Raw genomic sequence first — 21,786 nt, 5'->3', positions numbered from 1 at the left:
CCCCGAGTCGGAAGACTCGGGGCCGGGCCCACCGGCACGTACAACCTCCGGGGCTAGGCCTCGAAGACCTCGCTGATCAGCTGCTCCTGCTCGGCCTGGTGACGCTTGGCCGAACCGACCGCCGGGGACGAGCCGTGCGGCCGCGAGATGCGGCGCAGGCGCTCGCCGTGCGGGATGTCCGCGCCGACGGCCAGGTCCAGGTGGTCGATGAGGTTGAGGGCGATGAAGGGCCATGCGCCCTGGTTCGCCGGCTCCTCCTGCGCCCACAGGTACTTCTCGGCGTTGGGGTACTTGGCGATCTCGGCCTGGAGCTCCGCACCCGGGAGGGGGTACAGGCGCTCGATGCGGATGATCGCCGTATCCGTGGCGCCGCGCTTCTGCCGCTCGGCCTCCAGGTCGTAGTACAGCTTGCCCGCGCAGAAGACGACCTTGCGGACCGCCGACGCCTCGACGTGGCTGTCACCGATGACCGGGCGGAAGCCGCCCGTCGTGAACTCCTCCGTCTTCGAGGCCGCCGCCTTGAGGCGCAGCATCGACTTCGGGGTGAAGACCACCAGCGGCTTGTGGTGCGGGTTGTGCACCTGCCACCGCAGGAGGTGGAAGTAGTTCGACGGGAGGGTCGGCATGGCGACCGTCATGTTCTTCTGCGCACAGAGCTGCAGGAACCGCTCGATGCGGGCCGAGGAGTGGTCCGGGCCCTGGCCCTCGTAACCGTGCGGCAGGAGCAGCGTGACACCGGAGTGCTGGTTCCACTTCTGCTCGGCGGCGGAGATGTACTCGTCCACCACCGTCTGCGCGCCGTTGACGAAGTCGCCGAACTGCGCCTCCCACATCACCAGCGACTCGGGGCGGGCCAGCGAGTAGCCGTACTCGAAGCCCATCACCGCGTACTCGGAGAGCAGCGAGTCGTAGACGTTGTAGCGCGCCTGGTCCTCGGAGAGGTACATCAGCGGCGTGAAGTCCTCGCCCGTCGCGCGGTCGATGAGGACCGCGTGGCGCTGGCCGAACGTGCCGCGGCGGGAGTCCTGGCCCGACAGGCGGACCGGGGTGCCCTCCAGGAGCAGCGAGCCGATGGCGAGGGTCTCGCCCATGCCCCAGTCGATCGTGCCCTCTTCGACCATCGTCGCGCGGCGCTGCAGCTGCGGCAGCAGACGCGGGTGGACGGTGACCCGGTCGGGGATGTTGACCTGGGACTCGGCGATCCGCTTGACGACCTCCTGGGAGATCGCGGTCTCGACGTGCACCGGGAACTCGGCCTGCGGCGAGGGCACCTCGGCCTGCGCGGGCTGCGCGACGGCCTCGCGGACCTCGGTGAAGACCTTCTCCAGCTGGCCCTGGAAGTCCTGCAGGGCCTGCTCGGCCTCTTCCAGGGTGATGTCGCCGCGACCGATGAGGGACTCGGTGTAGAGCTTGCGCACCGAGCGCTTCTTGTCGATCAGGTCGTACATCAGCGGCTGCGTGAACGCCGGGTTGTCCGACTCGTTGTGACCACGGCGGCGGTAGCAGATGAGGTCGATGACCACGTCCTTGTTGAACGCCTGGCGGAACTCGAAGGCGAGGCGCGCGATGCGCACGACGGCCTCGGGGTCGTCGCCGTTCACGTGGAAGATCGGCGCCTCGATCATGCGGGCCACGTCGGTGGCGTACATGGAGGAGCGCGACGACTCCGGGGCGGCGGTGAAGCCGACCTGGTTGTTGATGACGATGTGGACCGTGCCGCCGGTGCGGTAGCCGCGCAGCTGCGACATGTTCAGCGTCTCGGCGACCACGCCCTGGCCCGCGAAGGCGGCGTCACCGTGCAGGGCGACGGGCAGGACCGTGAAGTCCGTGCCGCCCTTGTTGATGACGTCCTGCTTGGCGCGGGCGATGCCCTCGATGATCGGGTCGACCGTCTCCAGGTGGGACGGGTTCGCGGCGAGCGAGACCTTGATCTGCTCGCCGTCCAGACCGGTGAAGGTGCCCTCGGCGCCCAGGTGGTACTTCACGTCGCCGGAGCCGTGCATGGACTTGGGGTCCATGTTGCCCTCGAACTCGCGGAAGATCTGGGCGTACGACTTGCCGACGATGTTGGCCAGGACGTTCAGGCGGCCGCGGTGGGCCATGCCGATGACGACCTCGTCCAGACGCGACTCGGCGGCGCTGTCGATGACGGCGTCGAGCAGCGGGATGACCGACTCGCCGCCCTCCAGGGAGAAGCGCTTCTGGCCGACGTACTTCGTCTGCAGGAAGGTCTCGAAGGCCTCGGCGGAGTTCAGCCTGCGCAGGATGCGCAGCTGCTCCTCGCGCTCGGGCTTGGTGGCGTGGGTCCGCTCGATGCGGTCCTGCAGCCACTTGCGCTGCTTCGGGTCCTGGATGTGCATGAACTCGACGCCGGTGGTGCGGCAGTACGAGTCGCGCAGCACGCCGAGGACGTCGCGCAGCTTCATCATCGACTTGCCGGCGAAGCCGCCGACCGCGAACTCCCGCTCCAGGTCCCACAGGGTGAGGCCGTGCTCGGTGATGTCCAGGTCGGGGTGCTTGCGCTGCTTGTACTCCAGCGGGTCCGTGTCGGCCATGACGTGGCCGCGGACGCGGTAGGAGTGGATCAGCTCGAAGACGCGGGCGGCCTTCGTGACGTCGTCGTCGTGCGAGGCGTCGATGTCCTTGAGCCAGCGGACCGGCTCGTAGGGGATGCGGAGCGCCTTGAAGATCTCGTCGTAGAACTCGTTCTCACCGAGGAGGAGGTTCGCGACGATGCGCAGGAACTCGCCGGAGGCGGCGCCCTGGATCACCCGGTGGTCGTAGGTCGACGTGAGCGTCATGACCTTCGAGATACCGAGCTTGTTCAGGGTGTCCTGGGAGGTGCCCTGGAACTCCGCGGGGTAGTCCATGGAGCCGACGCCCATGATGACCGACTGGCCGGGCATCAGACGCGGGACCGAGTGGACGGTGCCGAGGCCGCCGGGGTTGGTCAGGGAGACCGTCACGCCGGTGAAGTCGTCCATGCCCAGCTTGCCGTCGCGGGCGCGCCGGACGATGTCCTCGTAGGCCTGCCAGAACTCGAAGAAGTTCAGGGTCTCGGCCTTCTTGATGCCCGCGACGACCAGCTGGCGGTCGCCGTTGGGCTTCACCAGGTCGATGGCGAGGCCGAAGTTGATGTGCTCCGGCTTGACCAGGGTGGGCTTGCCGTCCTTCTCCACGAAGGAGTAGTTCATCGACGGCATGGCCTTGATGGCCTGCACCATCGCGTACCCGATGAGGTGCGTGAAGGAGATCTTCCCGCCGCGGGCGCGCTTGAGGTGGTTGTTGATGACGATGCGGTTGTCGAAGAGCAGCTTCACCGGGACCGCGCGGACCGACGTCGCCGTCGGGACCTCGATCGAGGCGTTCATGTTCTTCGCGACGGCGGCCGAGGGGCCGCGCAGCGTCACGTACTCGGGACCGGCCGGGGCCTCCTTCGCGGGCTCCGCCTTGGCGGCGGGCTTCGCGGCGGCGGGCTTGGCCGCGGGGGCCGGAGCGGCGGCCGCGGGCTTCGCGGCGGGCGCGGCCGGTGCCTGGGGAGCGGCGGGGGCGGCCTGGGCCGCGGGCTTCGCCGGGGAGGCGGGCGCGGCAGGTGCGGCGGGAGCACTGGTGGCCGCGGCCCCCGCGGCCGCGTCACCCGCCGGCTTCGCCGGGGCGGCGGCTACGGAGGCGGCCACGCCTGGCTTGTAGTCGGCGAAGAAGTCCCACCAGGCTCGGTCGACCGAATTCGGGTCCTGGAGGTACTGCTGATAGATCTCGTCGACGAGCCACTCATTGGGACCGAAGGCAGCAGCAGGGTCCTTGCCCTGACCGTCTTGGTCGGTCGAGATGCTCGAGCTACTGGGGGACTGTGACGACACGGCGGTAACCGCCCTCTTCCGCTTCACAAGGTGATGGACAGCGGGAATTAAGGCTACGCCTCCAACGGCGCGAGGTGCAGACCGGGCCCGGCATCCGTCGCGTAAGTCACACTGGATCGGTGGTTTCGGCGCTGTAAATGGCGGGAAACAAGCGAGGTTCTGCAACGCCAGATGGCCGCGCGGGTACGTCGGTACGACGTCTACGCGCGGCGGCGGCCCCCGGGTGCCCGGAACAGGCCCCCGTGAATCGCTTGCACTCGAACCCTACGTCAACTTCACGCTTCGGGCAGGCCCGGGAGAGTGACCTGGATCCGGCAGCCGCGAGGGGATTCGGCCACCCCGATGTGTCCGCCGTGCAGATCGACCGCCCAGCGCGCGATGGCCAGGCCGAGGCCCGTGCCGCCGTCGTTGCCGGAGCCCTGCACGGGGGCGCCCGCGTGGCTGCCGCGGTTGAAGCGCTCGAAGACGCGGTGCCACTCGGACTCCGGGATGCCGGGGCCCTCGTCGAGCACCTCCAGGTCCAGGGACTCGGGGTAGGGGCCGCGCCGGGCCCGCACCGTCACGCGTCCGTGCGGCGGGCTGTGCTTGACCGCGTTGTCGATCAGGTTCGCCACGACCTGGTGGAGCCGCTCCGCGTCCGCGTGGGCCGTCAGTTCGGGGGGCGAGACGTCGAGGTGCAGATGGACGTCCGTCCGCGTGTGGCTGCCGGAGCCGGATGCGATGCCCGCGCGCGCGGAGGCCACCATGTTGGCCTCTTTCAGGACGCCCGACAGATAGGGCCACACCTCGAAGCGGCGGGCCTTGAGGGGCACGACGCCGTTGTCCAGGCGGGAGAGGTCCAGGAGCGTCTCGACGAGGCGTCCCAGGCGCTCGGTCTGCTTCAGGGCCGTGCGCATCGTCTCGGGATCCGCGGCGGACACGCCGTCGACGACGTTCTCCAGGACGGCGCGGAGGGCCGCGATGGGGGTGCGCAGCTCGTGCGAGACGTTGGCGACGAGCTCCTTGCGCTGGGTGTCCTGCGCCTCCAGGTCGTCCGCCATGGCGTTGATCGTGGAGGCCACGTCGCCCAGCTCGTCGCGCCGGTCGGCGCCGCGCGCCCGGCGCGTGTAGTCGCCGTGCGAGACCGCGCGGGCCACCGCGTTCATCTCGTCCAGCGGGGCGGTGAGGCTGTGCGCCACGAACTGTGTGATGAGGAGCGTGGCGATCACCGAGAAGACCGTGATGAAGCGCAGCTCGGTCTCCGTCTTCATGGCCACGAGGAGCAGGCCCGTGGTGATGAACACCGACACGACCACGAGAGCGCCGAGCTTGGTCTTGATGGAGAACGGCCGCAGTCCTCCGAAGGGCCCGTGCATCACGACACCCGCCTCCGTCTCACGGGGTGGGGGTCTCCAGGGCGTATCCCACGCCGTGCACGGTGCGGATCCGCTCGGCCCCGATCTTCCGGCGCAGCGCCTTGATGTGGCTGTCGACGGTGCGGGTGCCGGACGCGTCGGCCCAGTCCCACACCTCGGCGAGCAGCTGCTCGCGCGAGAGGACGGCGCGCGGGGTGTTGGCCAGGCAGACCAGCAGGTCGAACTCGGTGGGCGTCAGGTGGACGTCCTCGCTGCGCACCCGCACCCGCCGCTGGGCGTGGTCGATCTCCAGCTCGCCCAGGCGCAGGATGCCGCTGCGCGGCGTCGTCGCGGCGAGGGCGGCCCGCTCGACCCGCCGCAGCAGGACGTGCACGCGGGCGGCGAGCTCGCGCATCGAGAACGGCTTGGTCATGTAGTCGTCCGCGCCGACGCCGAGCCCGACCAGCATGTCCGTCTCGTCGTCACGCGCGGTGAGCATGAGGACCGGGACGGGGCGCTGGGCCTGCACCCGGCGGCACACCTCAAGGCCGTCGAAGCCCGGCAGCATGATGTCGAGAATCAGCAGGTCGGGCTGCCACGCCTGGGCGGTGTCGACCGCCGAAGGGCCGTCTCCGGCCGTTTGCACGACGAAACCCTCGGCACGCAGCCGGGCCGCGATGGCGTCGACGATCGTCGGGTCGTCCTCGACCACCAGCACCCGGCGCTGGGCGCCCGGCATCGCCGTGGCGCCGTTGTGGGAGGTGTGTGTCTGCTCCATCGCCCGCCCCTGACACTGATCGCTTGTGTTCGGTCAGCAGAGTACGGGTCGCGAAGGCACCTCGGCTACGCAGCCCGGACGCCGAGGTGGACCACGTCAGGGACGCCTCGGGCAACGGGGATCTCTTCGGTTCGTACCCGCTGGAATCCGGCATTCCGTAGAGCGTCGTCGAAAGCGGACGAGGGTTGGGCGGACCACACGGCGAGCACTCCGCCGGGGTTCAGACGCGCTTTGCAGGCGGCCAGACCGGCAGGCGAGTAAAGGGAGTTGTTGCCCTCCGTCACCGTCCAGTCGGGGCCGTTGTCGATGTCGAGACAGAGCGCGTCGTACGTCTCCGTGGCGCCCGATACGTAGGCGACGAGGTCCGTGTGAAGAATCTGCGCACGTGTGTCGCCGAGCGCGGATCCGGAGAGCTCGGCGAGCGGTCCCTCGCGGTGCCAGTCGATGATCGCCTGCTCGCGCTCGACCACGGCGATGCGCCCCCACCTGGGGTCCTGGGCCGCGTGCGCCAGGGAGAAGCCGACGCCGAGGCCGCCGATCAGGAGGGCGGGGTCCTTGCGGTCGTCGAGGGCGTCGCGGGCCGCGTCGACCAGGAGGCGCTCGGAGCGGCCGTCGGAGGTGTCCATCAGGAAGCAGCCGTTGGCGATGATCTGCAGCAGCTCACCGTGGCGCCGCAGGACGACCTCGCCGTAAGGGCCCTCGCGCCGGTCGAGCACGACGGGGGCGGTGGTGTGGGTGTGCATGGCCCACAGCGTATTTCCGTGCGTCGGTCCGCGGGAGGAAATAGAAGCGCCCTCCGACGCGTCCACGGCCGCCCGCGGACCTGCGACGCAGGAGTCGCCCCGCGGGTTGCCGTGTGAGACGCACCTCACGTGGCGCCCGTCATAGACAACGCCGGAAAAAAGGGCAAAGGGTGGAGTGGGACGGAAGGAGCGCCTCACCCGTGAACCAGAGCGTGCAGCCCGCCGAGGCCGCGCCCGACGCCGAGACGCCGGGCACCCTGAACGGAATACCGCGGCAGTCGACGCGCAGGCCACCCCGGACGGGGGAGTGCGGCAGACCGGCCTCGGCGGAGAGCGCCGCCGGTGCGTCCGTCCGGCGGTTCCGCCCTTGGCGGATCCTGCCGACGCCCACCGGCACGCCCTTCACCTTCGGGTACGCCGTGGTGCTCGCCGCCACCTCGCTCCTGACGCAGTACGCGGACCCGGACCTCGTCGACTCGCTCCTCCGCGGGTCGAGCACCGACGTGGCGCACCTGACGCAGAGCCCCCTCCTCGTCCTGCTCGCCAGCGCCCTGTGGATCGCGGGCGGCATCACGTCCCCGTACGCGATCGTCTTCCTGCTGGTGCTCACCGCGCTGGAGCGCCGCATCGGCGGCCTGCGCACCGCGGGTGTCTTCCTCCTCGGGCACGTCGTCGCCACGCTCGCGACGGAGGTCCCGGTCGGCTTCTCCGTCCTCGCGGGCCATCTGCCCGACAGCTCGCTGCACCGGCTCGACTACGGCATCAGCTTCGGGGTCGCCGCGAGCGTCGGCGCACTGGCGGGACTCCTCACGCCGTGGCTGCGCTGGACCGTCCTCGTCTGCTTCGGCGGAATGCTGGTCGACGACCTGATCGCGTTCACCGACCCGATGACGAACTGGGGCCACCTGCTCGCCCTGGGCATCGGCGTCCTCACCTGGCCCCTGCTCAGGCGCTGCCGCCCGGCAGTCTGACCGGCCCGGCCGACCGCATCCCCACTTCGGCAGCGCGTGGTCTTCCCTGCGATCGCTCACAGCGAACACGCCCCGGGGAACATCTCGTGACTCACAAGCATTGAGTCGGTACAGCTCAACTTGAATGCCGAAAGGGAGATCATGGCTACTGAGTCCACCTCGTACACTTCGCTCACTCTGCCTGTGCTGCCGCTCGACGACGAGGTGGTCCTGCCCGGCATGGTGGTCCCGTTCGACCTGTCCGACGCCGATGTGCGAGCGGCGGTGGAGGCCGCACAGGCCGCCGCCCGCTCCACCGGGGACAGCAAGCCGAAGGTGCTGCTTGTTCCGCGCATCGACGGGACGTACGCGGCGACCGGCGTCCTCGGCACCGTCGAGCAGGTCGGCCGCCTCTCCGACGGCGACCCCGGCGCCCTCATCCGCGGCCGGAGCCGCGTGCGCATCGGCGCGGGCACGACCGGCCCCGGTGCCGCGCTCTGGGTGGAGGGACTCAAGGTCGACGAGACCGTGCCCGAGCCGCTGCCGGGCGCCGTCACCGACCTGGTCAAGGAGTACAAGGCGCTCGCCACCAGCTGGCTGAAGAAGCGCGGTGCCTGGCAGGTCGTCGACCGCGTCACCCAGATCGACGACGTCTCCGCACTCGCCGACAACTCCGGATACTCCCCGTTCCTCACCACCCAGCAGAAGATCGAGCTCCTGGAGACCGAGGACGCGGTCGCCCGCCTCAAGCTCGCCACCGAGCAGCTGCGCGAGCACCTCGCCGAGCAGGACGTCGCCGAGTCCATCGCCAAGGACGTGCAGGAGGGCGTGGACAAGCAGCAGCGCGAGTTCCTGCTGCGGCGCCAGCTCGACGCGGTCCGCAAGGAGCTCCGCGAGATCAACGGTGACAGCAAGGACGCAGCTGAGGAGTCCGACGACTACCGCGCCCGCGTCGAGGCCGCCGACCTCCCCGAGAAGGTCCGCGAGGCCGCCCTCAAGGAGGTCGACAAGCTGGAGCGCTCCAGCGACCAGTCGCCCGAGGGCTCCTGGATCAGGACCTGGCTGGACACCGTCCTCGAACTGCCGTGGAGCGAGCGCACCGAGGACGAGTACGACATCAAGGGCGCCCAGGAGATCCTCGACGCCGAGCACTCCGGGCTGCAGGACGTGAAGGAGCGCATCACCGAGTACCTCGCGGTGCGCAAGCGACGCTCCGACCGCGGCCTCGGCGTCGTCGGCGGCCGCCGCGGCGGCGCGGTGCTCGCCCTGGTGGGCCCGCCCGGCGTCGGCAAGACGAGCCTCGGCGAGTCCGTCGCGCACGCCATGGGCCGCAAGTTCGTGCGGGTCGCGCTCGGCGGCGTACGCGACGAGGCGGAGATCCGCGGCCACCGTCGTACGTACGTGGGGGCGCTGCCCGGACGGATCGTGCGGGCCATCAAGGAGGCCGGGTCGATGAACCCGGTGGTGCTCCTCGACGAGATCGACAAGGTGGGCTCGGACTTCCGGGGCGACCCGGCCGCCGCCCTCCTCGAAGTCCTCGACCCGGCGCAGAACCACACCTTCCGGGACCACTACCTGGAGGTGGAGCTGGACCTCAGCGACGTCGTCTTCCTCGCCACCGCCAACGTCCTCGAAGCCATCCCCGAGGCCCTGCTCGACCGCATGGAGCTCGTCAGGCTCGACGGGTACACCGAGGACGAGAAGGTCGTCATCGCCCGCGACCACCTGCTCCCGCGCCAGCTGGAGCGGGCGGGCCTGGACGAGGACGAGGTGGTCCTCGACGAGAGCGCGCTGCGCAAGCTCGCCGGTGAGTACACGCGCGAGGCGGGCGTGCGCAACCTGGAGCGGTCCGTCGCACGGCTGCTGCGCAAGGTCGCGGCCCAGCACGAACTGGGCGACCGGGAGCTGCCGTTCACGGTCAGGGACGAGGACCTGCGGGGCCTGATCGGGCGGCCGCACCACGTGCCCGAGTCCGCCCAGGACCCGGCGGAGCGGCGCACGGCGGTGCCGGGCGTGGCGACCGGGCTCGCGGTCACCGGAGCGGGCGGCGACGTGCTGTTCGTGGAGGCGTCGCTCGCGGACCCGGAGACGGGCGCATCGGGGCTCACGCTCACCGGTCAGCTCGGCGACGTGATGAAGGAGTCGGCGCAGATCGCGCTGAGCTTCCTGCGCTCGCACGGCGCCGAACTGGAGCTGCCCGTCGGCGACCTGAAGGAGCGGGGCGTGCACATCCACTTCCCCGCGGGCGCCGTGCCGAAGGACGGACCGAGCGCGGGCGTCACCCTGACGACCGCCCTCGCGTCGCTGCTCAGCGGCCGCCTGGTCCGCACGGACGTGGCGATGACCGGTGAGATCTCGCTGACCGGCCGCGTCCTGCCGATCGGCGGCGTCAAGCAGAAGCTGCTCGCCGCGCACCGCGCCGGGATCACCACGGTGATCATCCCGAAGCGGAACGAGGCGGACCTCGACGACGTGCCCGCCGAGGTCCTGGAGAAGCTCGACGTGCACCCGGTCACGGACGTGCGTCAGGTGCTTGAACTGGCCCTCACGGAGGCCGAGGTGAAGATCCCGGCCGCCGCGTAGCAGCGCACGAGGGAACGGCGGTCACCCCCGCGCAGGGGTGGCCGCCGTCCGTGCGCTCAGCCGTTGGCGAGCGCCACCACCCGGTCGAGGGCGCCGTTGAACTTGTTGTGGTCACCGACCGTCGGACCCGACGAGGTGTACTGCCACATCGTCTGGAAGCCCCAGCCGGCCGGGAGTTCGCCCGGCCCCGTGTCGTAGCGGGCGATCCAGAGCGGGTTGCTTGCGCCGAAGCCGCTGTAGTTGCCGGTGCACTGCTTCCACCAGCTGGTGGCGGTGTAGATGACGGCGTCGCGGCCGGTGCGGGACTTGTAGGTGTTCAGGAAGTCACGGATCCAGCTGACCATCGCCGACTGCGACTTGCCGAAGCAGGCCGCGCCGTACGGGTTCCATTCGATGTCCAGCGCGCCAGGCAGCGTCCTGCCGTCGCGCGACCAGCCGCCGCCACCGCTCGCGAAGTAGTTGGCCTGGGTGGCACCGCTGGAGGTGTCGGGCGTCGCGAAGTGGTACGCGCCGCGGATCATGCCGACGTTGTACGAACCGTTGTACTGCTGGGAGAAGTAGGGGTTCTTGTACGACGTGCTCTCGGTGGCCTTGACGTAGGCCCACTTCACGCCGCTGTTCCAGAGCGTCTGCCAGGCGACGTTGCCCTGGTGGCTGCTGACGTCGACGCCCTCGGTCTGGGCGGCGTCACCGCCGGTGGGCCTGCCGCCCTGGCCGTCGTGTTCGATGACGCCCTGGCCGAGGCGGGCGGTCCCGCGGTCGGGGACGTCGTCCGCCTGGGCCGCCGTGGGGAGCGTCAGGAGGAGGGAGAGAGCGGACAGTGCTGCGAGGAGAACCCCCGTCTGCGACAAGCGCGAGCGGCGGGCCGTTCCGGGTCTGTGCACGGGCATGTGCGTGCCTCCGAAGGCCTCGGTGGTGCTCGGTGGGGACCTGTCGACATGCAGTGGTGTGAACATGTCACTTGAAACGCTACGCACGTAGACCGCCGCTAGGGAAGAGGGTCAGAGTTCTGCCGTTGGTCCACTCCTGTGGCGGCCGCACCGGAGCGGCACCGCCCGGACCTTGCGAAATACTGGTCAGGCCGCTGTCACGACGGCCGCGGTGCGAGGGCCTTCCGGCGATAACTTTCAGAATCGGGAAAGCGGGACATGGGTGCTGCAGAAGAGGGCGTTGAGCCCGGCGCGCAGGACGACGTGGGGCACGATGTCGAGGACACGCGGGACGATGCGGGGCAAGACGATCAGGAGGCGCAGGGGGCGGACCGTGAGTTCCTCTCCCTGGAGCGGGAGTTGTCCCTCCTGATGCGCCGCGCCCGGGCCTCATCGGGCGAGATGGCCCGGCAGGTCCACCCCGACCTGGAGCCCGCGGCGTACGGACTGCTCGTCTGCCTGGACGACTCGGGCCCGCAGCGGGCCACCGACCTCGCGGCCTTCATCGGCGTCGGCAAGGCCACCATGAGCCGCCAGTTGCGGGCGCTCGAAGAGCTCGGCCTGGTCGCGCGCGAGCCCGATCCCGCGGACGGGCGCGCCTGGCTCATCCGGCTCACTCCCGACGGCCGCACCCGCTTCCGCACGGTGCGCGCCGCCCGCCGCGCCCAGTACGTGCGGCGGCTCGCCAGCTGGGAGCGGACGGAGGTCTCCGAACTGGCCCGGCTGCTCGGGCGGCTGAACGCGAGTGCGGACACCTGAGCCCCTCGGCCCCGGGTGCCCGCACTCGCGTCGGGAGCGGCGGCTACTTCGCGCCGAAGACGACCGCCAGCGGCTGCTTCTCCTTGTAGACGTCGGAGGGTTCGCTGACGTGGTCGGCGCCGAGGTAGAGCCGCTCGCCGGCGAACAGCAGCCGCCGGTCCGTCTCGAACCGAGCCTCCATCTCGTAGCTCCTGCCCGGGTTCTGCAGGACCTTCGTCTTCTCGAAGGTGGCCGGGTCGATCCGCCAGACCGCACCGCCGGCCTCGCCGACGATGTTCGCCTCCTGGTACGCGACGACCTTGCCGCCCTCGTCCACGCCCATGGGGATCAGCGCACCCTCGTCGGTCCCCTGGGTGGTGCCCTTCTTCTTCCCGGTCCTCAGGTCGAGGGCGACGACGTCGTTGTCGCCCTCGGAGCCGGGGCCCGCGTCCCGGGTGGGGAGGAACAGCGTGCCGGTCTTCTTGTCGACGGCCAGCTGCGAGCAGTTCGTGACGTTCGTACTGGCGCACTCGGCGTCGTACTTGCCGTACTTGCCGCCCGTCGTGCCGATCGTGGCGAGCAGCTTGCCCCGCGCCCCGGAGTCGTCGAGGGACAGGAACTCGGTGATGCCCGAGCCGCCGGGGGAGTCGCCGTCGTCCACGGCGACCGCCAGCGGGTCGGCGGAGACCACGTGCGCGTCCTCGGTGCCCTGCTCGAACTCGTAGGCGGACTTCACCGCGCGCGTCGCGGGGTCGACGGTCTGCAGGGTGAGCCGTGGGTGGTCGGTGTCGCCGCAGTCGCGCACCACGACCAGCTTCTCGCCCTCGCCCGCGAAGCCCTTCGCCGGGCACTTCTCGTCCTCGGTGGCGGCGGGCGACCACAGCGGCTTGCCGCCGGTCGTCCAGCCCGCACTGGCACTGGTGCCCGCCGCGGCCACGGTGCCGCCGCCGATGGTCACCTCGTCGAACATCTGGCGGCTCCCGTAACCGTCCAGGCCCTGCTTCTGCCACAGCAGTCTGCCCTTGTCGATGTCGACGAGGCCGACTTCGGTGCAGACCGCGGGGTCGTCCTTGTCGTTCTGGAAGAGGACGGCGACGAGCCCGTCCTCCGTTGCCTGCGGCGAGGACCAGCAGACCTCGCCGCCGAGCGGTATCTCCCACTCTGCTTTTCCGCCTGCCAGTGGATATCCGGATATCTTCTTCAATCCGGCCTTCACGAAATTCTTTTCCGTGGTCCACATCCCCATCGCGCCCGCCATCTCGCTCACCTTTGGCGTGGGCACCTTGCCGAGTAATGCCGCGTCGAAGGACGACGATTCCGAACCGCCACCGCCCTCGCCGCCGTTACCGCTGTCCTTCTCGTCCGCACCGCAGCCGGTGACGACCAGTGCGGCCGCGAGCGCGGCGCCGAAGATGGCCGCTCTGCGCGACATCCCGTTCTCCTCTTGTGCGTGGGCGCACGGCCGGGCATGGCCGTGCGATCTCCTCGCATTCGATCCTTCCCTTTCCGGGAGCGGAATTTCAACTCCGAATTCCTGATCTCTACTTCAGTTGAAATGTTCCGCAGGTGTATTTGTTTTTCTCTCACCATTCCGCGTAGACGACCGCCGCGTCGTCGTGCCGCTTCCCGCGCGGGAAGGCGAGGCGGTCCGGATCCGCGAGCTCCAACTCCCGCACCCGGTCCACCAGATGCTGCGGCCCCTGCTTGCGCAGCAGCGCGAGGCAGTCGGCCCAGTCGCCCTCGCGGAACGTCTCGACCCACCGCCCGGCCCCGTCGGTGAGCGCCGCCACCGCCGTGACGTCCGCCCGCGGCAGCTCTCCGGTGACGGCGCGCAGGGCGGCGGCGGGGTCGGAGGCGGCCGTGAAGAAGCCGTCCTCCGCGTTGCGCAGCGCTTCGACCGCCGCTCCGTAGGCACGGGCCGCCACGTCCCGCTCGGCGGAGCCGCGCGGCAGGGCGCGCACCTGGTCGCGCAGGGCGTGCACGGCGGGCGGCAGCTCGGCGAGGCGGCGGTCGAGGACGGCGGTCACCTCGCCCTCGTGGCCCGCGATGAGCAGCGCCGAGTCGGACAGGACCAGGTGCTCGACGCGCTCCTCGTCCCACCGCACGAGCACCACGGTTGCCTGCGGAGTGCGCGGGTGAGAAAGGTCACAGGTTGAACCATGTGCCTCGGCGGTACGGGTGATGGCCGCCGCCAGGATCTCAGTGAGCGTCATATCCCGCCGTGAAACGGACAGTTCCCCCAGCGCGCCGCCGAGTCGCGCGGTGAACCAGGGGACGGAATGCGGACAGCCCACCGACCCCTCCGGTGGTGTCACGCCGTCCAGGAGGACGAGCGATCCGCCCTGTCCGGACGCGGGAAGCGCGACCGACGCGTAGTCCTCGTTGGGGCGTGCGGGGTCACCGGGCTCGGTGGCGAGTTCGATACGCATCCGGCCAGTCTGCACGAGCTCTTCACAGGGGCCACCGGATGCCGAAAAGAGGGGGCGAACCGGCACCCGCGGGCAGGCCGGACGTCGGAAATCGACCGGAATGATCAACTCCGTCAGGGGTGTGGCGGCGCATCCTGCCAAAGCCGGTGGGAGACGTCCAACCGGCGCACCGCAGGGGGCCCATGGCGGCCGTACCGGGACTTGCCCCCCAACTCCCCGCCGATGTTCACTCCTTCGGGTGGCCAGGCAGGCGATGCGCGACCGCCACCAACCGGCACTGGAAGTGTCAGGAGCTGTACCGGGGGAGCGCTCGCGTTGACAGGTCGTCACCCGGGCCAAGGGCAGACGAAAAACCAAGAATGCGAGCACCGGTGCAGAAGATGCGGCCTCGGCGCAAAGGCAATCAGACGGCCCCGGAAGGGGCCACGCCGGGCGCGACGACTCCTACCGAGCATGCGCCGGAGCGCACGGCCACGGACGCCTCGCCGGGCGCAGGTTCGCCGGGCGCTGCCTCCGCGAGCGCGGACGCTCCTGTCCCGGCGCCCCCGGTCAACAAGGCGCCCACCGCGCGCGTGCGCAATCGGCTGATCGTCGCGGTCGCGGTCGTGGCCGCCGCCGTCGCGGGTGCGGGTGCGCCCGCCATCGTCGCCGCGTCGGGCAGCCTGAACGACACACAGAGCCTGGTCACCCTCGCCGGACAGACCCAGCAGGCGGTCTCCCTCGGCCACTCGCTCGCCGACGAGCGGGACGAGGTCACCTCGTTCATCGCCTCCGGGCGGCCGCAGGGCAAGGGCCTCTCCGAGAGCCGCAGCGCCCGCGTGGACCGGCAGATCGACGAGCTCCGCGGCGCCGATGCGCCCGCCGGACTGCGCGACGACCTCGCCGACATCGCCGCCGTGCGCAGAGCGGCGCTCACCGGCAAGAGCACCGCTCTCGAAGCCCATGAGGCGTACACCAAGGTCATCACCGAACTGCACGGCCTCACCCGCGTCCTGGCCGAGCAGCTGCCCCCCGAGGCCAACCGGGGGGCCCTCGCCCTCTCCGACCTCGACCACGCCGTCGAGCAGGCCGCCGCGGCCCGCGGTCTCCTCCTCGCCGCCCTCGCCCTGCCGAGCCCCCCCGGCACCTCCTCCGTCGACCCGGTCACCGGCCTGCCCACCACGGTCACCGAGGAGTCCCCGGCCGACGCCCGGCGCCGCGACGAGCTCACCACCGCCGCCCAGCAGGCCCGCGTCCGCGAGCTTGCCGCCCTCGCCGACTTCCGCGACGCCGCGGGCGACTCCGCCCGCGCCGCGTACGAATCGACCGTCACCGGCTCCGAGGTCGGCACCGCCGAGAAGTACCTGGAGCGCCTCACCGACGAGCCCAAGCTCTCCGCCGCCGAGCGGCGCTACGACCGCAAGAAGGTCGACGCCGCGCTCTCCGCCCGCATCGAGACGATGCGCGGCGCCGAGTCGGCGCTCGGCGTCGCGCGCGCCAAGCACCTCGCCCAGCTCCGCGACGACGACGTCACGGCGCTGGAGATCCGGATCGCGCTCGTCGGCGTCTGTCTGCTCGTCGCCGTCGGCTTCGCGATGGGCACGGCCCGTTCGCTGACCCGCCCGCTCGCCGTCCTGCGCCTCGGCTCGGCCCGCCTCGCCACCGAACCCGCGCCCCAGGAGCCGATCAGGTTCACCGGCCGCGACGACGAGTTCGCCCAGGTCGTCCGGTCCGTCAACGCGCTGCACGGCCACGCGGCCGCCCTCACCGAGCGCCTGGGCACCCTCGAATCGGACCGCAAGCACCTCATCGGGCAGCGGCAGTCCATGGCCGACGAGCGCGCGGCGCTGCGCGAGGAGCTCGCCGAGGCCTCCGCGCACCTGGAGCGGGTGCGCCAGTCCATCCACGGCACCTTCGTCAACCTCGCCCTGCGCACGCTGGGCCTGGTGGAGCGCCAGCTCGCCGTCATCGAGCACCTGGAGGACCGCGAGCAGGACCCGGACCGGCTCGCCACGCTCTTCAAGCTCGACCACCTCGCCACGGTCATGCGGCGGCACAGCGAGAACCTCCTGGTCCTCGCGGGCGCCGACCACGGCCACCAGCACCCCGGCGCCGTCCCGCTCGTCGACGTCGTGCGCGCGGCCGTCTCCGAGATCGAGCGGTACGAGCGCGTCCGCATCGCCACGCTGCCGCCGCACGCGCACGTGGCGGGCTTCGCCGCGGACGACATAAGCCACCTCACCGCCGAACTCCTGGAGAACGCGACCTCGTTCTCGCCGCCGGACTCCTCCGTCGAGGTCTCCGGCTGGCTCCTGGAGAACGGCGAGGTGATGCTCTCCGTCCAGGACGAGGGCATCGGCGTCACCCAGGACCGGATGCGGGAGCTCAACGCCCGCCTCGCCGACTTCGACCCCGACGACGCGTACGACCAGGAGAGCGGGGACGGCCTCGGGCTCGGTCTGTACGTCGTCGCGCGGCTCGCGGCCCGGCACGGGGCGCGGGTGCGACTGCGGGACCAGAAGCAGGGCGGGGTCGCGGCGGTCGTCGTGCTGCCCGAGGGGATCCTCGCCGAGGCTCCTTCGACGGCCGCGGTGGTCACGCCGCCGCGGTCCGGTGAACCCCTGACCCATCTGCCGGGATCGGAGGCCGAGGCCAACTCCAACGTACTTCCGGGGCGTCTGACCAGCGCATCCGGTGAGGACCCGCTGATCGCGGCGGCCGAGCGGACGCTGGAGTCGGCGCTGCCTTCGCCGTCTCCCACACCTGAACCGTCACCGTCGCCGTCACCTTCGGCGGAGACGACGATGGAGCTCGCGGCGCCCCCGGCGCCGGACCCCGACCCGGACCCCGACCCGGAGCCCGAGCCCGAGTCCGAGTCCGAGTCCGAGTCCACGCCGGACCCCGAGCCGGACCCCGAGTCCGAGTCGGACTCCGCGCCCCCCAAGTGGGAGCGCGTCACCGACAAGGGGCTGCCCAAGCGCACCCCGAAGATCACCGCGCCCACGGCCGCCGCGCCCAAGCCGCGTACCGGATCCGTGGACGCCGAAGCACTCCGGCGCCGTCTCGGCGGCTTCCACCAGGGCGCGATGAGCGGCCGACGGGACGTGGAGGCCGAGATCGCCGGGGAAGACCCGACGGCCGAGCCGCCGGAGCAGAACGAACGAGCCGCAGACGTAATGGGGGACCCAGTCGAGGAGGCAAGCAGTTGACTGCGCCCATGCGCACGCCCAGTTCTTCCGCCGCACCCACCGCGTACGGCCTGAGCAGGGAAGCCCGTAACCTGCACTGGCTCCTGACGAACCTGGTGGAGGAGGTGCCCGGGATTCTCTCCGTCGCGGTCGTCTCGTCCGACGGGCTGCTGCTGCTCTCCTCCGACCCCGGGCGGAACGCCGAACGGCCCGCGGACAAGCCCACCGGGCCCAAGGGCTCCAGTGCCGACCTCGCGACCATCGTCTCCGGGCTCGGCTCCCTCACCATCGGCGCCGCCAAGCTGATGGACGGCGGCGGGGTCAAGCAGACCGTGGTGGCGATGGAGGAGGGCAGCCTCTTCGTCATGGTGGTCAGCGACGGATCGCTCCTCGGCGTGCACGCCACCCCGGACTGCGACATGAGCGTCGTCGCGTACCACATGGCGCTCTTCGTCGGCCGTGCCGGGCACGTCCTCACCCCCGAACTCCGCAGCGAACTGCGCCAGTCGATGGAGAGTGCCCGATGAGCGGCAGCCGCAAGCCACCGAAGACTCAGCAGACACCGAAGACACCGAAGACACCGAAGCTGCCGCAGCGCGGCGGCGAGCGAAAACCCGCCCGTGTGCGCCCCTATTCGCTGACCGGCGGCCGGACCAGGTTCGGCCACGTCCTGCTCGTCGAGACGTTCGTGGCCAGCAACGCCGCGATCGAAGCGCCCGACGAGCGCCTCGAACTGACCAAGGGCACGCTGTCGAGGGTCATGCCGGAGATGCGGGCGATCGTCGAGATCTGCCGTCGCATGCGCACGGTGGCGGAGATCTCCGCGCTCCTCAAGATGCCGCTCGGTGTGGTCCGCGTGCTGCTCAGCGACCTCGCCGACCAGGGAAAGATCCGCGTGTACGGAACGGGCCACGGCCCGGGACAGCCCGACCGCGCACTGCTTGAAAGGGTGCTGAGTGGACTCCGCCGTCTCTGAACTCCTCGAGAACGAGGGTCAGTTGCAGGCCTGGCAGACGGACAGGTCACGCGCCCCGATCGCCACGAAGATAGTGGTGGCAGGTGGCTTCGGCGTCGGCAAGACGACGCTGGTGACCGCCGTCTCCGAGATCACGCCCCTCCAGACGGAGGCGCTGATGACCCAGGCGAGCGCCGACACCGACGACCTGACCGCGACCCCGGAGAAGACGACCACGACGGTCGCCATGGACTTCGGCCGCATCACGCTCGACGACGACCTGGTGCTCTACCTCTTCGGCACGCCCGGCCAGCAGCGCTTCTGGTTCATGTGGGACGACCTGGTGCGCGGCGCGATCGGCGCCGTCGTGCTGGCCGACACCCGCCGCCTGTCCGACTGCTTCCCGGCCCTCGACTACTTCGAGAGCTGCGGCCTGCCGTACATCGTGGCCGTCAACCACTTCGACGGCAGCGAGGAGTTCGAGGCGGTCGACGTGCGCGAGGCCTTGACGGTGCCGCCGCACATACCGGTACTGATCATGGACGCCAGGCAGCGGATCTCGGTCATCGAGTCACTGCTCGCCCTGGTCGGCCACGCGCTCGACGCGACCCCCGAGTAAGAGCCCTGAGGAAGAAGAAGGACCCGCATGCGGAAGATACTTGTCGTCGGAGCCGGCCAGTCCGGACTCCAGATCGCTCTCGGACTCCAGGCGCAGGGGTACGAGGTCACCCTGATGTCCAACCGCACGGCGGACGAGATCCGGTCCGGCCGTGTCATGTCCACGCAGTGCATGTTCCACACGGCGCTCCAGCACGAGCGCGACATCCAGGCGAACTTCTGGGAGTCGCAGGCCCCGAAGATCGAGGGCGTCGGCATCTCCGTCGCGGGTCCCGACGGCTCCCGGCCCATCGACTGGGTCGGCAAGCTCGACGGGTACGCCCAGTCCGTCGACCAGCGCGTGAAGATGGCGGGCTGGATGGACACCTTCGCGCAGCGCGGCGGCCAGCTGGTCATCCACGGCGCGGCCGTCTCCGACCTCGACTACTTCGCGCGCACCTACGACCTGGTGCTCGTCACCGCGGGCAAGGGCGAGCTCGTCTCGATGTTCGAGCGCGACGCGTCCCGCTCGCCGTTCGACACCCCGCAGCGCGCGCTCGCGGTGGCGTACGTGCACGGCCTCGGCCCGCGTCCCGAGCACCCCGAGTTCGACGCGGTGCGCTGCAACCTGGTGCCCGGCGTCGGCGAGCTCTTCGTCATGCCGACGCTCACCACCTCCGGCCGCGCGGACATCCTCTTCTGGGAGGGCATCCCCGGCGGCCCGCTCGACGTCTTCCAGGGCGTCAAGGACCCCTCGGAGCACCTGGCGCTCACCCTCGAACTCCTGGAGAAGTTCCTGCCCTGGGAGTACGCGCGCGCCACGAAGGTCGAACTGACCGACGCGGGCGGCACGCTGGCCGGGCGGTACGCCCCCACCGTGCGCAAGCCGATCGGGCAGCTGCCCAGCGGCGGTCTCGTCCTCGGTGTCGCCGATGTCGTCGTCGCCAACGACCCGATCACCGGGCAGGGCTCCAACTCGGCCTCCAAGTGCGCCGCTTCGTACATCTCCTCCATCGTCGAGCACGGCGACAAGCCCTTCGACGCCGAGTGGATGCAGGCTGCCTTCGACCGCTACTGGGAGACGGCGCAGCACGTCACCAAGTGGACGAACGCGATGCTGGGCGCCCCGCCGGAGCACGTCCTCAACCTCCTCGGCGCGGCCGGGCAGTTCCAGCCGGTCGCCGACCGGTTCGTCAACGGCTTCAACGACCCCGCGGACCTGGAGAACTTCTTCTTCGACCCGGACAAGACGGCCGCCTACCTGGAGTCGGTCGCGTCCGGCGCCTGAGTCCCGCCGAACCCGAGGTCGCTGCCGGAGGTGGCGCCTGCGGGCAGCTTCGGCGGGGTGTACCCGCGCATGGCCCGGCCCTCGGGGTCGGGCCGCACGGCGCCGAGGACCGGGTTGGCCGCGATCGGCGAGACCTTGACGCGGGAGCCGGGGCGCGGCGCCTGGACGACCTTGCCGTCGCCCAGGTACATCGCCACGTGCGTGGCCTTGGGGAAGTAGACGACCAGGTCTCCCGGCCGGAGCTTCGACAGCGGTACGCGGCGCAGCTCGGCCCACTGTTCCTGGCTGGTCCGCGGGATCTTCCGGCCCGCGTGCGCCCAGGCCCGCTGGGTAAGCCCCGAGCAGTCGAACGCCTCGGGGCCCTCGGCGCCCCACTCGTAGGGCCGTCCGATCTGGCGCACCGCGTAGTCGAGGGCCGTGCCGCCCTGGCGTGAGGGCGGCCGGTTGGCGGGGCTGCCGCCGAGGGCGCCGGACGCCAGGAACTTCCGCTGGGCCTCGGCCGTGCCCGCCTCCTCCGCCTGCCGCAGCGCGGCCAGCTGGTCGACGGTCAGGGACGAGAGCAGCTCCTCGACGTCCCTCAGCTGTCCGTCGACCTCGTCCCGTTGCTTCTTCTGCCGGGTGGCCAGGGCGGTCTGGGCGGCCAGGGCCCGCCGCGCGGCGCCCGCGAGGTCGTCGGCCCTCTTCTCGCCGCCCGCCAGCCGCTCCATCGTGGCGGCCCGGTCCGCGGCCACCCGCTGGATGACGTGGCCCTGGTCGAGGGCGCGCTGCGGGTCGCGGGCGAGCAGCAGGCGCAGGTACGGGGAGAGCGTGCTGGTGCCCTGGTACTGCTGGCGGGCGAACCGGCCCGCGTCGCCCCTGCTGTCGCGCACGGAGGCGCGCGCCTTCACCAGCTTCCGGTCCAGGGCCGCCGCCCTCGCTCGCTGCTTCTTCAGCTTCTCCTCGGTCGCGTTGTACGTCTCCGAGGTCTCCTCGGCCGACCTGTACAGCCGCTGAAGGTCCGTCAGGAGCTCGGTGACGGGGCGTTCTCCCGGCCCTGGCCCCGGGGCCGCGTGGGCGGGGGGAGTGCCGGTGCACAGGGCGCCGAGGGCGGCCCCTGCGCAGACCCACCGCAGCAGTGTGCCTGACACGTCATCACCTCCGGTGCGCGGAGGGCTTTCCTGCGCGCACGGCGAGCGTCCGGCCCCGGCGCCGGGGCCGCCTCCCGGCGGGGGGCGGTCGGCGCAATTCGGGTCACCCTTGCAGGGGGCGTCGGCGTGGTGGGTTGCGGGGTGCTTCGGGACGTGTCTCTCCGCGGGTGCGCGGGGGCTGGCCGCGCAGTTCCCCGCGCCCCTGAAGCGCCCCCTGCGGGGGCGTCCAGGGCAACGCGTGGCTGTGACCGCCCCGCAGGGGCGTTCCAGGGGCGCGGGGAACTGCGCGACCGGCCACGACGCACCCG

16 protein-coding genes are annotated in these 21,786 nt (G+C 71.1%); 8 read left to right on the top strand and 8 right to left on the bottom strand.

Going from position 1 to position 21,786, the window contains the following annotated elements:
• Positions 1-53: 53 nt before the first annotated feature.
• The 4 genes from AC068B_RS06085 to AC068B_RS06070 form a co-directional block, all read right to left on the bottom strand.
• Positions 54-3,860, bottom strand: coding sequence for a multifunctional oxoglutarate decarboxylase/oxoglutarate dehydrogenase thiamine pyrophosphate-binding subunit/dihydrolipoyllysine-residue succinyltransferase subunit (locus tag AC068B_RS06085; RefSeq protein ID WP_478669381.1), 3,807 nt, complete (start codon positions 3,858-3,860; stop codon positions 54-56).
• Between the two features lie 275 nt (positions 3,861-4,135).
• Positions 4,136-5,215, bottom strand: a complete 1,080-nt coding sequence (locus AC068B_RS06080) for a HAMP domain-containing sensor histidine kinase (RefSeq protein WP_478670235.1) — start codon at positions 5,213-5,215, stop codon at positions 4,136-4,138.
• 19 nt (positions 5,216-5,234) lie between these two features.
• On the bottom strand, positions 5,235-5,972 hold the full coding sequence (locus AC068B_RS06075; RefSeq protein ID WP_055568825.1) for a response regulator transcription factor: 738 nt from the start codon (positions 5,970-5,972) through the stop codon (positions 5,235-5,237).
• A 65-nt stretch (positions 5,973-6,037) separates the two neighbouring features.
• Positions 6,038-6,715, bottom strand: coding sequence for a spermidine synthase family protein (locus AC068B_RS06070; protein ID WP_468556949.1), 678 nt, complete (start codon positions 6,713-6,715; stop codon positions 6,038-6,040).
• 200 nt (positions 6,716-6,915) lie between these two features.
• Here AC068B_RS06070 and AC068B_RS06065 point away from each other — a divergent pair, with 200 nt between their 5' ends.
• Both AC068B_RS06065 and lon read left to right on the top strand, forming a co-directional pair.
• The gene (locus tag AC068B_RS06065) at positions 6,916-7,686 is read left to right on the top strand and encodes a rhomboid-like protein (RefSeq protein WP_478669379.1); all 771 of its coding nucleotides are present in this window, start codon (positions 6,916-6,918) and stop codon (positions 7,684-7,686) included.
• Between the two features lie 141 nt (positions 7,687-7,827).
• Entirely contained in the window at positions 7,828-10,248 is a 2,421-nt protein-coding gene (lon, locus tag AC068B_RS06060; RefSeq protein WP_478669378.1) for an endopeptidase La, read from the top strand.
• A 56-nt stretch (positions 10,249-10,304) separates the two neighbouring features.
• Here lon and AC068B_RS06055 read toward each other — a convergent pair whose 3' ends face one another.
• Positions 10,305-11,138 (bottom strand): lysozyme, encoded by an 834-nt coding sequence (locus AC068B_RS06055; RefSeq protein WP_478669377.1) that lies wholly within the window; start codon positions 11,136-11,138, stop codon positions 10,305-10,307.
• Between the two features lie 258 nt (positions 11,139-11,396).
• Here AC068B_RS06055 and AC068B_RS06050 point away from each other — a divergent pair, with 258 nt between their 5' ends.
• Positions 11,397-11,936, top strand: a complete 540-nt coding sequence (locus AC068B_RS06050; protein ID WP_478669375.1) for a MarR family winged helix-turn-helix transcriptional regulator — start codon at positions 11,397-11,399, stop codon at positions 11,934-11,936.
• A 43-nt stretch (positions 11,937-11,979) separates the two neighbouring features.
• On the opposite strand, the gene AC068B_RS06045 is transcribed toward AC068B_RS06050, so the two are convergent.
• Both AC068B_RS06045 and AC068B_RS06040 read right to left on the bottom strand, forming a co-directional pair.
• Positions 11,980-13,347, bottom strand: a complete 1,368-nt coding sequence (locus AC068B_RS06045; protein ID WP_478669373.1) for a hypothetical protein — start codon at positions 13,345-13,347, stop codon at positions 11,980-11,982.
• 151 nt (positions 13,348-13,498) lie between these two features.
• Positions 13,499-14,344 carry a protein phosphatase 2C domain-containing protein gene (locus AC068B_RS06040; protein ID WP_478669372.1) on the bottom strand — a complete coding sequence of 282 codons (846 nt, stop codon included), beginning with the start codon at positions 14,342-14,344 and terminating at the stop codon, positions 13,499-13,501.
• 359 nt (positions 14,345-14,703) lie between these two features.
• On the opposite strand from AC068B_RS06040, the gene AC068B_RS06035 reads away from it, so the two are divergent.
• From AC068B_RS06035 to AC068B_RS06015, 5 genes are read left to right on the top strand one after another with little or no spacing between them, the layout of a single operon-like run.
• Entirely contained in the window at positions 14,704-17,532 is a 2,829-nt protein-coding gene (locus AC068B_RS06035) for a sensor histidine kinase (RefSeq protein ID WP_478669371.1), read from the top strand.
• An 8-nt stretch (positions 17,533-17,540) separates the two neighbouring features.
• Positions 17,541-18,038 carry a roadblock/LC7 domain-containing protein gene (locus AC068B_RS06030; protein ID WP_478669369.1) on the top strand — a complete coding sequence of 166 codons (498 nt, stop codon included), beginning with the start codon at positions 17,541-17,543 and terminating at the stop codon, positions 18,036-18,038.
• On the top strand, positions 18,035-18,487 hold the full coding sequence (locus AC068B_RS06025; protein WP_478669368.1) for a DUF742 domain-containing protein: 453 nt from the start codon (positions 18,035-18,037) through the stop codon (positions 18,485-18,487). The genes AC068B_RS06030 and AC068B_RS06025 overlap by 4 nt, the downstream gene beginning before the upstream one ends.
• Positions 18,468-19,085 (top strand): GTP-binding protein, encoded by a 618-nt coding sequence (locus AC068B_RS06020; protein WP_468556977.1) that lies wholly within the window; start codon positions 18,468-18,470, stop codon positions 19,083-19,085. The genes AC068B_RS06025 and AC068B_RS06020 overlap by 20 nt, the downstream gene beginning before the upstream one ends.
• A 27-nt stretch (positions 19,086-19,112) precedes the next feature.
• Positions 19,113-20,351 (top strand): styrene monooxygenase/indole monooxygenase family protein, encoded by a 1,239-nt coding sequence (locus AC068B_RS06015; RefSeq protein WP_478669366.1) that lies wholly within the window; start codon positions 19,113-19,115, stop codon positions 20,349-20,351.
• On the opposite strand, the gene AC068B_RS06010 is transcribed toward AC068B_RS06015, so the two are convergent.
• Positions 20,321-21,478, bottom strand: coding sequence for a C40 family peptidase (locus tag AC068B_RS06010; RefSeq protein ID WP_478669365.1), 1,158 nt, complete (start codon positions 21,476-21,478; stop codon positions 20,321-20,323). The two genes, AC068B_RS06015 and AC068B_RS06010, sit on opposite strands and share 31 nt — an antisense overlap.
• Positions 21,479-21,786 lie beyond the last annotated feature (308 nt).

The sequence above is a fragment of the Streptomyces sp. NPDC042371 genome (assembly GCF_056437465.1).
Note: the sequence above shows the minus strand (reverse complement) of the source record. Positions and strands in the feature narration are given on the sequence as shown.